The sequence below is a fragment of the Streptomyces sp. NPDC004629 genome (genome assembly GCF_042873595.1).
GTDB lineage: Bacteria > Actinomycetota > Actinomycetes > Streptomycetales > Streptomycetaceae > Streptomyces.
The window spans coordinates 39,673-54,012 of record NZ_JBIALO010000024.1 but is presented as its reverse complement, the minus strand read 5'-3'; the positions used below and the strand labels follow the sequence as shown (position 1 = coordinate 54,012).

Genomic DNA, 14,340 nt, shown 5'->3' with positions numbered 1-14,340 from the left:
GACATGGTTCCCCTGTCCTTCGCCCAGCGCCGGTTGTGGTTCCTGTACAAGTTCACCGGTCCCTCGGCGACCTACAACATCCCGGCGGTGCTCAGGCTGCGCGGCCGGCTGGACACCGACGCGCTGGGCACCGCCCTCCGGGACGTCGTCCTCCGGCACGACAGCCTGCGCACGCTCATCGTCGACGGCCACGCGGACGCGCCCGCTCAGCGGGTGCTGGCGCCCGGTGACGTGACCATCGACGTGCCAGTGGTCCCCGTACCCCCGGACGACGTGCCGTCCGCTGTCGCGGAGGCCGTCGCGCACCCCTTCGACCTGTGCCGCGAGATCCCGGTGCGGGCGCGGATCCTGCGCTGCTCGGCGCAGGAGCACGTCCTCATCCTGCTTGTCCACCACATCGCCGCGGACGGCGGCTCCTCCGCACCCTTCACCCGCGACCTGGCCCTCGCCTACGAGGCCCGGTTGCGGGGGCGTGCCCCCGACTGGACCCCGCTGCCCGTCCGGTATGTGGACTACACCCTGTGGCAGCGGGAACTGCTCGGCGACGAGTCCTGCGAGGACAGCCTGCTGGCCCGTCAGGTGGCCTACTGGCGCCACGAACTGGACGAGCTGCCCCAGCCACTCCCCTTGCCGCTGGACCGCCCCCGGCCGGCGCTGGCCAGCTACCAGGGCGACGAGGTGCGCTTCGCCCTAGATCCCGGCCTGTTCGCCGGCATCGAGGCCCTGGCCGCCGGCCGCGGCAGCACCGTCGCCATGGTGCTCCAGAGCGCCCTCGCCGTCCTGCTGCACCGGATGGGCGGCGGGGACGACCTCACCATCGGCTCGCCGATCGCCGGACGTACCGACGAGGCGCTGACCGACCTGGTCGGGTTCTTCGTCAACACCTGGGTGCTGCGCGCGAGCCTGTCCGGCGACACCTCCTTCGACCAGGTACTCCAGCAGGTGCGGGACAAGGCACTGGCCGCCTACGACAACCAGGACGCGCCCTTCGAGCGGTTGGTCGAACTGCTCAACCCCGACCGCTCGCTCTCCTACCACCCGTTCTTCCAGGTGATGTTCGTCTGGCAGAACAACGCGCGGCTCCAACTGGAGATGCCGGACCTGCGCGTGATACCCGAACCGGTCGCGACCAGGACGGCGAAGTTCGACCTGTTCTTCGACCTCGCCCCGGACGGCACCGGCGAAGGAGCCGTCGGGCGGATCGAGTACGCCACCGACCTCTTCGACCACGCCACGGTGGAACGGCTCGCCGCGCGGCTGAGGACGGTGCTGCGTCATGTCGTCGCCCGCCCCGGCGACCCGATCGGCGCGATCGACCTGTTGGAGGACGCTGAACGCACCCTTGTGCTACGCGGTTTCAACGACACCGACGCTTCCCTCCCCGAGGCGCCCGTCCACACCCTCTTCGAGCGCCGGGCCGCGGCCACCCCGGACGCCGTCGCCGTGGAGTACGGCGACACGACCCTCCGCTACCGGGACCTCGACCGGCTCGCCGACCGCGTCGCGCGGGGCCTCGCCGGCAGGGGAGTGGGCCCCGAGACCCTGGTGGCGATCGCCCTGCCCCGGTCGCCGGACCTGATCGTCGCACTGCTGGCCGTCCTCAAGGCAGGCGCGGCCTACCTCCCGATCGACACCGCCTATCCCGCCGAACGCCTGTCCTTCATGCTCGGCGACGCGGCCCCGGCCCTCGTGGTCGCCGACGCGGCGTTCACTGCGCCGGACGGCCTGCAGACCGTGCTCCTCGACGAACTGACCCGCGACGACACGGATGCCCCCCTGCCCGAGGTGTGCCGCACCGACCGGCTCGCCTATGTGATGTACACCTCCGGCTCGACCGGCGTCCCCAAGGGCATCGCCGTGGCCCACCGCAACGTCGCGGCGCTGGCCCTGGACCGCCGGTGGCGCGGCGGTGCCCACGACCGTGTGCTGCTGCACTCGCCCCACACGTTCGACGCCTCCACCTTCGAGCTGTGGGTGCCCCTGCTGGGCGGCGGCCGAGTGGTGGTGAGCCCACCGGGGAACCCGGACGCGGCGGCGCTGGCCGCCCTGATCGCCCGACACCGCCTCACCGCGATGTGGCTGACCGCCGGGCTCTTCGCGGCCGTCGTCGACCAGGATCCCGGGTGTCTGGCAGAGCTGCGCGAGCTGTGGGTGGGCGGCGACGTGGTGTCACCGGAGGCCGTGGCACGCGTGCATGCGGCCTGCCCCGGTCTCAAGGTGGTGGACGGATACGGCCCCACCGAGACGACCGTGTTCGCCACGGCCCACGCGGTGCCACCGGGACAGCCGCCGGCCGAGGTGCCGATCGGCAGCCCGATGGACAACATGCGGGCCTACGTCCTCGACGACGGCCTCAGGCCGGTGCCGCCCGGCGTCGTGGGGGAGTTGTACGTCGCGGGCGCCGGCCTCGCGCGGGGATACCTGGGCCGCGCAGGTCTGACCGCCGAACGGTTCGTGGCCTGCCCGTTCGGCGCACCGGGTGGACTGATGTACCGGACCGGCGACCGGGTCGCCTGGAGCGCGGCGGGTGAACTCGCCTTCCGGGGCCGGGCCGACTCCCAGGTGAAGGTCCGCGGGTTCCGCATCGAGCCGGCCGAGGTCGAGGCGGTCCTCGGCGAACACCCCGCAGTGGCCAGGGCGGTCGTCATGAGCCGCGAGGATCAGGCCGGTGACCAGCGGCTGGTGGCCTACGTGGTGCCCGACCTGTCCGGGACCCGCTCGGCCGGTGAGCACGTCGACGACTGGCTCCAGGTCTACGAGCGGATGTACGACGCCCCGGAAGCCGGGCTGGGGGAGGACTTCACAGGCTGGGACTCCAGCTACACGGGCAAACCCATCCCCCGTGGGGAGATGCGGGAATGGCGGGACGCCGCCGTCGAGCGCATCCGGTGCTGGTCGCCGCGCCGGGTCCTCGAACTGGGCGTCGGCTCCGGCCTGTTGCTGGCCCATATCGCCCCGCACGTCGAGGAGTACTGGGGCACGGACTTCTCGGCCGTTACCGTCGACCGGCTGCGCGAGCACGTGACCCCGGAAGGCTGGGGGCAGCGGGTGCACCTGCGTCGCCAAGCCGCCGACGACTTCTCGGGCCTGCCCTCCGGGCGGTTCGACACCGTCGTACTGAACTCGGTGGTCCAGTACTTCCCGGACACCGGCTACCTGGAGAACGTGCTGCGCCAGGCGTACGACCTCCTGGTCCCCGGCGGTCGGCTGGTGGTCGGCGACGTCCGGCACGCCGGTAGCGTACGACTGCTGCACCACTCCGTGCAGCGCCGGCGGCGCCCCGGAGCTTCGGCCGACGCCCTGCGCGCGGCCGTGGAGCACGCCGTTTTCCTTGAGAAGGAACTGGTGCTCGGACCCGAGTGGTTCACACGGTGGGGCGAGAGGGCGGGGGCCGCGGTCGACATCCGGCTGAAGTCCGGCACGGCTCACAACGAACTGACCCGGTTCCGCTACGAAGTGGTCCTGCACAAGGAACCGGCGGCCGTGGTCCCGCTCGCGGACTTGCCCACCGTCGCCTGGGGCTCCTGGGCGAACTCCCTGCCCGACCTGGAACGCGCCGGGCGCCTGCCCGTCGGCGAAGCCCTGCGGATCACGGGCATCCCCAACGGGCGACTGAGCGGCGAGGGTCCCGTGGACGCGCCCGGCCCGTCCGCCGTCGACCCGCAGGAGCTGCTGAACTGGGCGACCGGCCGCGGCCTGGGCGCCCTGGTGACCTGGTGCCGCGAGGCCGACCGGTTCGACGCCGTCCTCCTGCCCGAACCGCCCGAGCCGGCCACGGTGTTCACCGGCGGATGCCTCGCCATGGGCGACCCGGGCCGGCCGTCGGCCAACAACCCCGGCCGGGTGCGTGAGGCCGTCGCGCTCCTCGCCGATCTGCGAACGTATCTGCGCGGGCGGCTGCCCGAGTACCTGGTGCCCTCGGCTGTCGTGCCCGTCGGCAGCATCCCGCTGACCCCGAACGGCAAGCTGGACCGCCGCGCGCTGCCCGCACCGGACTACGTGACCAGGACCGAAGGACCGGCCCCGCGCACCTTGTACGAGGAGATCCTGGCGAGGCTCTTCGCCGAAGTGCTGGGAGTCGAACACGTCGGCGTGGACGACGACTTCTTCCTGCTGGGCGGCCATTCCCTGCTGGCCACCCGGCTGGTCGGCCGGATCCGTGCCGAGCTGGGTGTGGAGACGCCGGTGCGCAGCGTGTTCGAGGCGAGCACGGTCGCCGCCCTCGCCGCGTGCCTGGCGGCGGCGAAGAAGGCACGACCGCCCCTGGTCGCGCAGCCACGCCCGGAGCGGACGCCCTTGTCCTATGCACAGCAGCGGCTGTGGTTCCTGCACCGCTTCGACGCATCGTCGACCACCTACAACACGGCCACCGTGCTGCGGCTGCGCGGCACCCTGGACGTGCCCGCGCTCCAGCAGGCCGTGCGGGATGTCGTCGATCGGCACGAGAGCCTGCGTACCCTCTTCCGCGACGAGGACGGCACACCCTTCCAGCAGATCGTTCCGGCGGACGAACTGACGCTGGAGGTCGGCGTCGAAGCGGTCGAGCGCGACGGCCTCGACGACGCCCTGACCGCCGAGGCCGGACACCGCTTCGACCTGTCCGCCGAGATCCCGCTGCGGGCCAAGGTGTTCCGCTGCGCCGAGGACGATCACGTTCTCGCGCTGGTCATCCACCACATCGCCAGCGACGGCAGTTCGGCCGCCCCGCTGGTCCGGGACCTGACGACGGCGTACACGGCACGCACGGACGGCCGGGCACCGGCCTGGAAGGCGCTCTGCGTGCAGTACGCCGACTACGCCCTCTGGCAGCGGGAGATACTCGGCGACGGAGCCGATCCGGACAGCGTGATGGCCGCCGAGGCCGAGTACTGGCGGCGGGAGCTGGCCGGAGCGCCGGAACCGCTGCCGCTGCCGCTGGACCGTCCGCGATCGGCGACGGGGGAACGGCGCGAGGACCGGATCGAGTTCGCGCTGCGGCCGGACCTCATGGCGGGCATCGAGGACCTGGCACGCCGCCGGAGCGTGACCACCGCGATGGTGCTTCAGGCCGCTCTGGCCACGCTGCTGCACCGGATGGGCAGTGGCGACGACATCACCCTCGGCTCGCCGATCGCCGGCCGGACGGACGAAGCCATGACCGACCTGATCGGCTTCTTCGTCAACACCTGGGTCCTGCGTCTCGCGCTGGCCGGCGACCCCTCGTTCACGGACGTGCTCGACCAGGTCCGTACGAAGGCGCTTGCCGCGTACGACAACCAGGAGGCACCCTTCGACCGACTGGTGGAACTGGTCAACCCCGGCCGCTCCGCCGCCCACCACCCGCTGTTCCAGATCATCTTCGCCTGGCAGAACAGTCCGACGGCCGAGCTGCTCCTGCCCGGCCTGGTGATCGAGGTCGAGCCGTTCGCCCCTGCGACGACCGCCAAGTTCGACCTCGCCGTGTCGCTGCGAAGCGACCCGCGCGATGCCGGGGCGCTCGGTCTGGCCGAGTACGACACCGATCTCTTCGACCGGGACACCGTGGTCACGTTCGTCCATCGCCTGTCGATCGTGCTCGACCAGATCCTGGCCGACCCCTCTGTGCCGCTGAGCGCCATCGACGTCTTCGAGCCGGGCGAGTACGACCGGTTCGTCCACGAGTTCAACGACACGACGGTGGACCTGCCGGGTGACACACTCACGGAGCTGTTCGCGCGGCAGGCCGCGGCCACACCGGACGCGCTCGCGGTGACGGGGGACGCGGGATCGCTGACGTACCGGGAACTGGATACGGCGGCCGACCGGGTGGCCGCGGCGCTGGTGCGGCGCGGTGTCACCGCCGAGTCCCTGGTCGGTGTCGCGCTGCCGCGCTCCCCGGAGATGGTCGTCACACTGCTCGCGGTCCTGAAGGCCGGCGGCGCCTACCTGCCGATCGATCCGGAGTACCCCGCCGACCGGCTGGCGTTCGTGCTCGCGGACGCGCAGCCGCACCTGGTCGTCGGCGAGGCGGGGTTCACCCTCCCCGCACGGTCGGACACTTGCCCGTGCGTGGCGTTCGGTGAACTCGCAGCGGACCCCGGGGCACCCGCCGAGACGGCAGAACGGGTCGGCTCCGGGGACCGGTTGGCATACGTGATCTACACCTCGGGATCGACCGGTCGGCCCAAGGGCGTCGCGATCACTCATCGCGGGGTCGTGCAGTTCGCCGTCGACCGGTGGTGCCGCCGGGAGGGCAACCACCGGGTGCTGCTGCGCACCCGGCACACCTTCGATCCGATGACCTACGAACTGTGGCCGACGCTGCTGCGGGGAGACTGTGTGGTCCTGGCACCGTCCGACGACCTCGACGCCAAGGTGTTCCGCTCGTTCGCCGAGCAGTACGGCGTCACCACCGCTCTGCTGATCACGCCGGTGTTCAACCACTTGGTCGAGCAGGACCCGCACTGCCTCGCCGGCCTGCGCGAAGTATGGATCGGTGGCGAACGCCTCTCGCCGGCCGCCGTCGACCGGGCTCTCGCCGCGTGCCCCGGCACGACGTTCGTCAACGCGTTCGGGCCGACCGAGATCACCTGCAACTCGACGGTGCACGAGATCGGACCGGGGCCGGTGCGCGGAGACATCCCCGTCGGTCTGCCGATGGACAACATGCAGATCTACGTCCTCGACGACCGGCTGCGTCCCGTACCACCCGGTGTGGTGGGGGAGTTGTACATGGCGGGCGACGGCCTGGCCCGGGGATATCTCAACCGGGCGGGGCTGACCGCCGGGCGCTTCGTGTCCTGCCCCTTCGGGAAGCCGGGCGAGCGGATGTACCGGACCGGCGACCTCGGCCTGTGGAACACCCGAGGCATCCTGGAGTTCCGGGGCCGTGCCGACCACCAGGTGAAGGTCCGCGGCTACCGGATCGAACTCGGCGAGGTGGAGGCCGTGCTGACGGAACACCCCGCTGTCACGCAGGCCGTGGTCATCACCCGCGAGCTCCCGGACACCGGTGTCCACCTGCTCGCTTACGCGGTCGCCCGGGACGTCACCGGCGACGGCCTGCGGGAGTACCTGGCGAGCAGGCTGCCCGCCTACATGGTGCCGTCGGCCGTCGTCCTCCTGGAGCGCCTGCCGCTGACCTCTCACCAGAAGCTGGACCGTGCGGCCCTGCCTGCCCCGGACTTCGCCGCCGACGCCTACCGCGCGCCGGGTACCGACGACGAGCGGGCCCTGGCGGAGCTGTACGCGGACGTCCTGGGCGTCGAACAGGTGGGTGCGGACGACGACTTCTTCCTGCTGGGCGGCCACTCGATGCTGGTGATCCGGTTGGTCAACCGGATCAACGCCGCCCTCGGTGTCTCGCTTCCGGTCAGGACCGTGTTCCAGTACCCGGTCGTCGCCGATCTCGCGGCGCGGCTGCGGACCGGCGCCGCGGACGGGCCGGCGGAGGACCCGTTCGCCACGGTGCTTCCGATACGCACGGAAGGCGAGCTGCCGCCCCTGTGGATGATCCATCCGGGCAGCGGTCTGTGCTGGGCGTACATGAGCTTCGCCGAGCACCTGCCGAACCGGCCGCTGTTCGGCATCCAGGCCCGCGAGTACGACCCCGCCCAGCCACCGGCGACCTCGGTGGACGACATGGTGCGCCACTATCTGCGGCACATCACAGATCTCCAGCCCGAGGGGCCGTACGCGCTCTTCGGCTGGTCCGGCGGCGGCACCCTCGCGCACGCGATCGCCGTCGAGCTGACCCGGCGCGGAAAGGAGGTGCGCCTGGTGGCGATGCTCGACAGCGCCGCCGCCGGTGGTTTCGGGGCCGAGAACGACTTCGCGGAGGCCGACGTCATCGCGGACGCCGGCACCCAGGCGTTCGTGCGCGACTACCTCGGCAATGGAGCCGGGGAGGCCGACTACGAGGCGGTTGTCGAGAAGGTGGCGGCCATCACCGTCCGGCACACAAAGCTGCTCGACGCGTTCGTCACCCCGGTTTTCGACGGTGACGTGCTGTTCTTCACCGCCACGGTCGATGATCACGGGTTCGCCGCCCAGTGGCCGCCGTATGTGGGCGGACGCTTCATCGAGCACGAGATCCCCTGTAGACACCGACTGATGAACGAGCCGGAGCATGCGGCCGAGATCTGCTCGGTGATCCGCCGTGCGCTCGAAGGCTGAACGACAGTCTCGAAGGCTGAACGACAGTGGAGAGGAGTCGGACATGCGGATCCAGGTCGACACGGACCGGTGCGTGGGTGCGGGGCTGTGTGCTCTGGCCGCGCCGGGCGTATTCACCCAGGACGACGACGGGCTCGGCGCGGTACTCCCCGGGCGGGAGGAGGGAGCCGAGGACCCGCACGTGCGGGATGCGGCTCGGGGCTGCCCCGTGCAGGCCATTTCGTTGAACGAATCCCGCTGAAGTTCCGGATCTGAGACGATTCAGCAGAAGGTGTTGATGGAGATGACAGAAATATTCGTTATCTCAGTCAGCCTGCTAGCATCAATGATGTGTCGCAGGACTCGCACCTGATCTTCGCCGACCATGTCGGGCGCTTCTATGCACGTCAGTACGGCTTTCCGCCGATGGCCGGCCGTCTGCTGGGGTATCTCTTCGTCTGTGATCCGCCCCAGCAGACGATCGACGAGCTGAGCGAAGCTCTGCTGGCGAGCCGGAGCGCCATCACCGGTGCGGTCAAGCTGCTCGAAAGCTACAAAATGGCGCGTCGGACGCGCGCCGCCGGTGAGCGGGTGGATCGTGTGGATCTCGATCCGGTCAGTCAGCAGCCGCAGAATTTCGACTCAGCCATCCACAAGGAGCATGCCGAGCTGTTCCGGGAAGGGCTGGCGCTCCTGGCCCACGCCCCGGCGGAGCGTCGTGCCCCGCTTGAGGAGATGGCCGCGCTGGCCGAGTTCCTCGCCGAGCGACTCCCTAAGCTGCTGGACGAGTGGCATGCCCATCGAGAGCGACTCCGCGCGTCCGGACATCTACCCGCCTCGTCCGAATAGCCCCACCGGACTGCGCAAGCGACGCGACCAGCTCTCGACCCAGACCACTGAGAGGTTGTCCAGCATGACTGAATCCGACCTGTCCGTCCTGCGGGAGCGGGCCGACAAGGGAGACACCTCGGCGGCGGACGAGCTGATCGAACTGGCCACTGAGAACGGTGACCTGGAGGAGTTGCGACGGTTGTCCGACAGGGGCAACTCGACCGCGACGGACCAGTTGATCGAACTGGCCGCGGAGCTGGGCGACATGAAGGAGCTGCGGCGGCTGTCGGACGGAGGCAACTCGACCGCGACGGACCAGTTGATCGAACTGGCCACGGAGCGGGGCGACATGAAGGAACTGCGCCGCCTCGCGGATGAGGGCAACTCCACCGCCGCTGACCAGCTTGCGGAGCTTGGCGAAGAGGATGAGTAGTCAGGCACGTCGCGGCCTGCGGCGCACGGCCGCCCGAAGCTGATCGCTGCTTACCCGGCAATTGCTCCGGCGTCGCGTGGCATCGCGTGGTGCCGCGTGGTGTCATTCGGCGCCACCCGATGCCACTGGGTGCCACTCGACGCCACTGGGTGTCAATCGATGCCGCGTCGGGCTTTCTGAAGCGGAATGGGCGCCGGTGGTGCCGGGATGGCTCGGGCCGAATTTTTCCTATTCCACCAGGTCAGAGCCCCCTTGCCGGGCCCGCGCCCGCTTGGGGTGCCGTTCTGTCTTGCCTGGGGTGCCAAAGTGATGCCATGATGACGTCATGGACCTCACACCGTATGTCGACACCCTGCGGCGCGAACTCGCGGTGGCTGCCGAAGCCGGCGGCGAAGACGCCCGCGAGCTGGCCGAGCGGCTCACCGCTCCGCTGGAGTCGGCGACCCGTCTGACCATGCTCAATGTGCTCTCCGCCGCAATGGACGAGATCACCCGCGAGCTCGCCCCCGCCTCGGTCGACGTACGGCTGCGCGGTCTTGACCCCGACTTCGTGGTGACGCTGCCGCCCGCCGCCGACGGCATCGCGGAGCCCGCCGCGCGCCTCGAACCGCTCACGCCCACGGCGCCCGCCGAGGCCGACGAGGGCGGCACCGCCCGCATCAATCTGCGGCTGCCGGCCCAGCTCAAGGCGCGCGCCGAGGAGGCCGCGAGCCGCGACGGCCTGTCGGTCAACGCATGGCTGGTGCGGGCCGTGTCGGCCGGGGTCGACGGCGGCACACAGCCGCGTACGCCGGAGCGGACCCGCACCGTCGGGCAGAGCTTCACGGGCTGGGTGCGCTAGCCGCGCCTGCGCGCCGCCCCCGGCGAAGAGCACTTCCACTCACACCGCGTCCCACCTGAAGGGACGTGCCACCGACTCATGAGGACGGGACAGCCATGCCTTCTTTCGACACTCCCGAACCGATCTCGGTCACCGGTCACGTGGGCGCCGGCTCCATCCGGTTCACCGCCGGCGACCGCCGCGACACGGTCGTGGAGGTGCAGCCCCGCGACCCGAAGCGGGACAAGGACGTGCGGGCCGCCGAGCAGACCGAGGTCACCTGGGCGAACGGTGTCCTGACCGTCAGGACGAAGGAGCGCCGCCTGCTCGGGCCCGGCGGCCTCGTCGATGTGATGGTCGAACTGCCCACGGGCTCACGCGTCGATGTGACCGGCTCCTGGGCGCAGGTGCTCGGCGAGGGCCGGCTCGGCGAGGTCCGGGTCAAGACCTCGTCCGGCGACGTGCGACTGGACACGACCGGGCCGCTCCAGCTGACCGCCTCTCACGGCTCGATCGTGGTCGACCGGGTCGAGGGCAGGGCCGAGATCACCACCAGCTCCGGCAATCTGCGCGTCGGCACCGTCGACGGCCCCGCCATCCTGAAGAACGCGAACGGCACCACGACCGTCGGCGATGTGACCGGCGAGCTGCGGGTGAGCGGTACCAACGGCGGCATCGACATCGCGCGCGCCCAGGCATCGGTCACCGGCACCGCGACCAACGGCTCCCTGCGGGTCGCAGAAGTCGCCTGCGGAGAAGTCCAGTTGGAGACCTCGAACGGTTCCATCGAGGTCGGCATCCGGGAGGGTACCGCCGCCTGGCTCGACGTCAGCTCCCATCGCGGGCAGGTGCGCAACGCGCTCACCGCGTCCGAGGGCCCGGAGCAGACCGAGGACACGGTCAAGGTTCGCGCACGGACCAACTGGGGCAACATCGATGTCCGCCGCGCCCGCCCCTGAGCACCGCCTGGCCAACTCACCGACTTCCTCACCCACTTCAGCCTCCGAACGGGAGGGCTCCATGCCTTCTTCTGTCATGTCCACGACTAGTTCGACCGGCGGCCGGCATCTCCCCGCCGCCGTCTCCGCCCTCGGCCTGCGCAAGTCGTACGGTGACAAGACCGTCCTCGACGGCGTCGACCTGCACATCCCGGCGGGGTCCGTGTTCGCCCTGCTCGGGCCGAACGGCGCGGGCAAGACCACCACCGTGCAGATCCTGTCCACGCTCATCTCCGCCGACGCCGGCCAGACCCAGGTCGCGGGCCACGACGTCGCCACGTCAGCGGCCGGGGTGCGCGCCGCGATCGGCGTCACGGGACAGTTCTCCGCCGTGGACGGACTGATCACCGGCGAGGAGAACCTGCTTCTCATGGCGGACCTGCACCACCTGTCCAGGCGCGACAGGCGGCGGGTCACGGCCGAGTTGCTGGAACGGTTCGACCTCACGGAGGCCGCGAAGAAGCCGGCTTCCACCTACTCCGGCGGCATGAAGCGCCGTCTCGACATCGCCATGACCCTGGTCGGTGACCCGCGGATCATCTTCCTGGACGAGCCGACCACCGGTCTCGACCCGCGCGCCCGCCACACCATGTGGCAGATCATCCGCGAACTCGTCACGGACGGCGTCACCGTCTTCCTGACGACCCAGTACCTCGACGAGGCCGATGAACTCGCCGACACCATCGCGGTGTTGAACGACGGCAGGATCGCTGCCCAGGGCACCGCGGAGGAACTGAAGCGGCTGATCCCCGGCGGTCACATCCGCCTCCGCTTCTCCGACCCGGCCACGTACCAGTCCGCCGCCTCCGCCCTGCGCGAGGCGGGCCGGGACGACGAGTCCCTGGCCCTGCAGATCCCCAGCGACGGCAGCCAGCGGGAGCTGCGTTCCCTCCTCGACTGGCTCGACTCGCTCGGCATCGAGGCGGACGAACTGGCCGTGCACACCCCCGACCTGGACGACGTGTTCTTCGCCCTGACCGCCGCCACCGTGCCCGGCCGGGCCGACCAGCCCAAGGAGACCGCCCGATGAGCACCCCCCTGGTTCCCGCCCGCCCGACCCGGATCTCCCTCGCCGTACGCGACGGTTCCACGATGCTGCGCCGTAACCTCCTGCACGCCCGGCGCTACCCGTCCATGACGCTGAACCTGCTGCTCACGCCCGTCATGCTGTTGCTGCTCTTCGTCTATGTCTTCGGTGACACCATGAGCGCGGGCATGGGCGGCGGCGCCGACCGCTCCGCATACGTCGCGTATCTCGTCCCGGGCCTGCTGCTGATGACCGTCGGCAGCACCACGATCGGCACCGCGGTCTCCGTCGCCACGGACATGACCGAGGGCATCATCGCCCGCTTCCGCACGATGCCGATCCACCGCGGCTCCGTGCTCGTCGGACACGCCGTCGGCAGCGTGCTGCAGTGCGTGATGAGCGTGGTCCTCGTCGGAGCCGTCGCCGTGGCCATCGGCTTCCGCTCCACGGACGCCACCGCCCTGGAGTGGCTGGCGGCGCTCGGGCTGCTCGTGCTGTTCGCCACGGCGCTCACCTGGATCGCGGTCGGCATGGGCCTGTCCAGCCCGAACGCCGAGGCGGCCAGCAACACCGCGATGCCGCTGATCTTCCTGCCGCTCATCTCCAGCACCTTCGTGCCGGTCCAGGCGATGCCGGGCTGGTTCCAGCCGATCGCCGAGTACCAGCCGTTCACCCCGGCGATCGAGACCCTTCGCGGCCTGCTGCTCGGCACCGGGATCGGCAACAACTGGTGGATCGGCATCACCTGGTGCCTGGGCCTGGCAGCCCTCGGCTACGTCTGGTCCAAGTCCCTGTTCAACAGCACCGGTCAGCGCTGAGGCGCTGTCCTTCGTCTCGACCGATCCCCTGCACGAGAGCAGCCCATGGGCGCGGTACCACGGATCCACCGTCGGCATCCTGCTGAGCCTGCTACGGCGATCGAGGGACGGGCTGGCCGCGTACACGATCTCTCGCTTGAGCCGCCAGCAGGCACAGGGCCTCCACGAGAGCCGGAGCAGCGGACGGCCATTCCTCTCCTTCAAGCGCTACCCCCGGCACACCGGCGCAGAGCTGAGATACAACGAGTTGGACTGGCTGAATCTCTACTACTCGTACTCCCTTCAGCTGGATCCTGAGGGCCTGACAGAGTTCGATTTCACGACCTGGGACACACGGGCGGCTTTCGAGAACTCGTTGCAAGACACTTGGCGCCAGAGCGCAGGCGTGGAGATGACCGAGCGTCCCGAGGACACGCCTGTCAGCGCCACGGGGCCCCTGAGTCTCGTACACACCTCTGAGAGGCCGCTCACCACCCGCATCCTGTTCGAGTGCGCGGCGGTGATCGACGAACTCTTCCAGTTCGAGGGCGCCTTCATGCGCATGACCGACCCGACGCTGCGGGAGTTCCTGCACGAGGAGATGGGCGGTGAGTACGGGCTTCCGTGGCGTCTGGCGAGTGTTCTGGCGGGGCGGGACCTCGGCGGGAGCGTCGACTTGGCCCTCATCGACTTTGCGCTGAACCCGGTGGTGCCGGGCCTTACCTCCGACGCCCCGTCCGTCGATTGGAGGGAACTGCACCCGCCCTACCGCTTCGCGGCGGCGGCGAAGGCGATGGCGGACTAGGAAAGCGACCTGGAGTTCCAGTATCCGAGTCATGAGATGACGGTTCACTTCCAGCACACGCTGGCCAAGCGCAGCGGGCTCCAGATAGGACGTGTGCTGTCCCGCCCGTCCGGACTTTCCACGCTTCGGGATGCCGCCACGATACCCATGCACCTGGCCGAACGAATCCCTGCCGTTTCCCTCATGTGCGCCTCACATCTGCTCGACCTCCGAGAGGGGGACGTCTGCGCGCTCTCCCACTACGGCATCAATTTCCTGGGCGACCGGGCGGTCAGGTTCGTCGCCCCCGACCGGGACATGTGGTGGCTGTTCCCCGTCTTCCAAGTGAGCCGGGGTGAGTACCGATGGCCAGCAGAGCACGTGAGCCTCGACCAGGCCACGGATCTTCTGCTGGGCGTCGGCGTACGACGACATCCTGCACGGCACCGGCCCTCTCGCCTCGGACCACCTTCCCCGTGCCCTTTTCGAGGACCGCGGACAGGTTGAAGCGCTGAGCAAGGTCCTCAAGGACTCCACG

At 70.1% G+C, this 14,340-nt stretch carries 9 protein-coding genes; all 9 read left to right on the top strand.

From position 1 onward, the window contains the following. Window positions 1-3 precede the first annotated feature (3 nt). The 9 genes from ACFYTE_RS30565 (at window position 4) to ACFYTE_RS30525 (ending at window position 13,823) form a co-directional block, all read left to right on the top strand. Window positions 4-8,133, top strand: coding sequence for an amino acid adenylation domain-containing protein (locus ACFYTE_RS30565; protein WP_388717369.1), 8,130 nt, complete (start codon window positions 4-6; stop codon window positions 8,131-8,133). 43 nt (window positions 8,134-8,176) lie between these two features. After that, the gene (locus ACFYTE_RS30560) at window positions 8,177-8,374 is read left to right on the top strand and encodes a ferredoxin (protein ID WP_388717367.1); all 198 of its coding nucleotides are present in this window, start codon (window positions 8,177-8,179) and stop codon (window positions 8,372-8,374) included. Window positions 8,375-8,463: 89 nt separating this feature from the next. Next, the gene (locus ACFYTE_RS30555) at window positions 8,464-8,961 is read left to right on the top strand and encodes a GbsR/MarR family transcriptional regulator (protein WP_388717364.1); all 498 of its coding nucleotides are present in this window, start codon (window positions 8,464-8,466) and stop codon (window positions 8,959-8,961) included. 64 nt (window positions 8,962-9,025) lie between these two features. Beyond that, window positions 9,026-9,376, top strand: coding sequence for a hypothetical protein (locus tag ACFYTE_RS30550; RefSeq protein ID WP_388717362.1), 351 nt, complete (start codon window positions 9,026-9,028; stop codon window positions 9,374-9,376). Between the two features lie 325 nt (window positions 9,377-9,701). Next, window positions 9,702-10,217 (top strand): toxin-antitoxin system HicB family antitoxin, encoded by a 516-nt coding sequence (locus ACFYTE_RS30545; RefSeq protein WP_388717359.1) that lies wholly within the window; start codon window positions 9,702-9,704, stop codon window positions 10,215-10,217. A gap of 95 nt (window positions 10,218-10,312) precedes the next feature. Further along, complete coding sequence (locus tag ACFYTE_RS30540) at window positions 10,313-11,155, top strand: DUF4097 domain-containing protein (protein WP_388717357.1); 843 nt, start codon at window positions 10,313-10,315, stop codon at window positions 11,153-11,155. Window positions 11,156-11,231: 76 nt separating this feature from the next. Continuing rightward, window positions 11,232-12,224, top strand: a complete 993-nt coding sequence (locus ACFYTE_RS30535) for an ATP-binding cassette domain-containing protein (protein WP_388717355.1) — start codon at window positions 11,232-11,234, stop codon at window positions 12,222-12,224. Further along, the gene (locus ACFYTE_RS30530) at window positions 12,221-13,039 is read left to right on the top strand and encodes an ABC transporter permease (RefSeq protein WP_388717352.1); all 819 of its coding nucleotides are present in this window, start codon (window positions 12,221-12,223) and stop codon (window positions 13,037-13,039) included. Before ACFYTE_RS30535 ends, ACFYTE_RS30530 begins: the two co-directional genes overlap by 4 nt. A gap of 136 nt (window positions 13,040-13,175) precedes the next feature. Next, a complete protein-coding gene (locus tag ACFYTE_RS30525; RefSeq protein ID WP_388717349.1) occupies window positions 13,176-13,823 on the top strand; it encodes a hypothetical protein in 648 nt (215 codons plus the stop codon). Window positions 13,824-14,340: the final 517 nt, after the last annotated feature.

Excerpts from the sequence above, each read along its gene's own strand:
- ACFYTE_RS30560 (WP_388717367.1), top strand. The coding sequence starts at position 8,177 with ATGCGGATCCAGGTCGACACGGACCGGTGCGTGGGTGCGGGGCTGTGT.
- ACFYTE_RS30565 (WP_388717369.1), top strand. The coding sequence starts at position 4 with ATGGTTCCCCTGTCCTTCGCCCAGCGCCGGTTGTGGTTCCTGTACAAG.
- ACFYTE_RS30550 (WP_388717362.1), top strand. The coding sequence starts at position 9,026 with ATGACTGAATCCGACCTGTCCGTCCTGCGGGAGCGGGCCGACAAGGGA.
- ACFYTE_RS30535 (WP_388717355.1), top strand. The coding sequence starts at position 11,232 with ATGTCCACGACTAGTTCGACCGGCGGCCGGCATCTCCCCGCCGCCGTC.
- ACFYTE_RS30540 (WP_388717357.1), top strand. The coding sequence starts at position 10,313 with ATGCCTTCTTTCGACACTCCCGAACCGATCTCGGTCACCGGTCACGTG.
- ACFYTE_RS30545 (WP_388717359.1), top strand. The coding sequence starts at position 9,702 with ATGGACCTCACACCGTATGTCGACACCCTGCGGCGCGAACTCGCGGTG.
- ACFYTE_RS30530 (WP_388717352.1), top strand. The coding sequence starts at position 12,221 with ATGAGCACCCCCCTGGTTCCCGCCCGCCCGACCCGGATCTCCCTCGCC.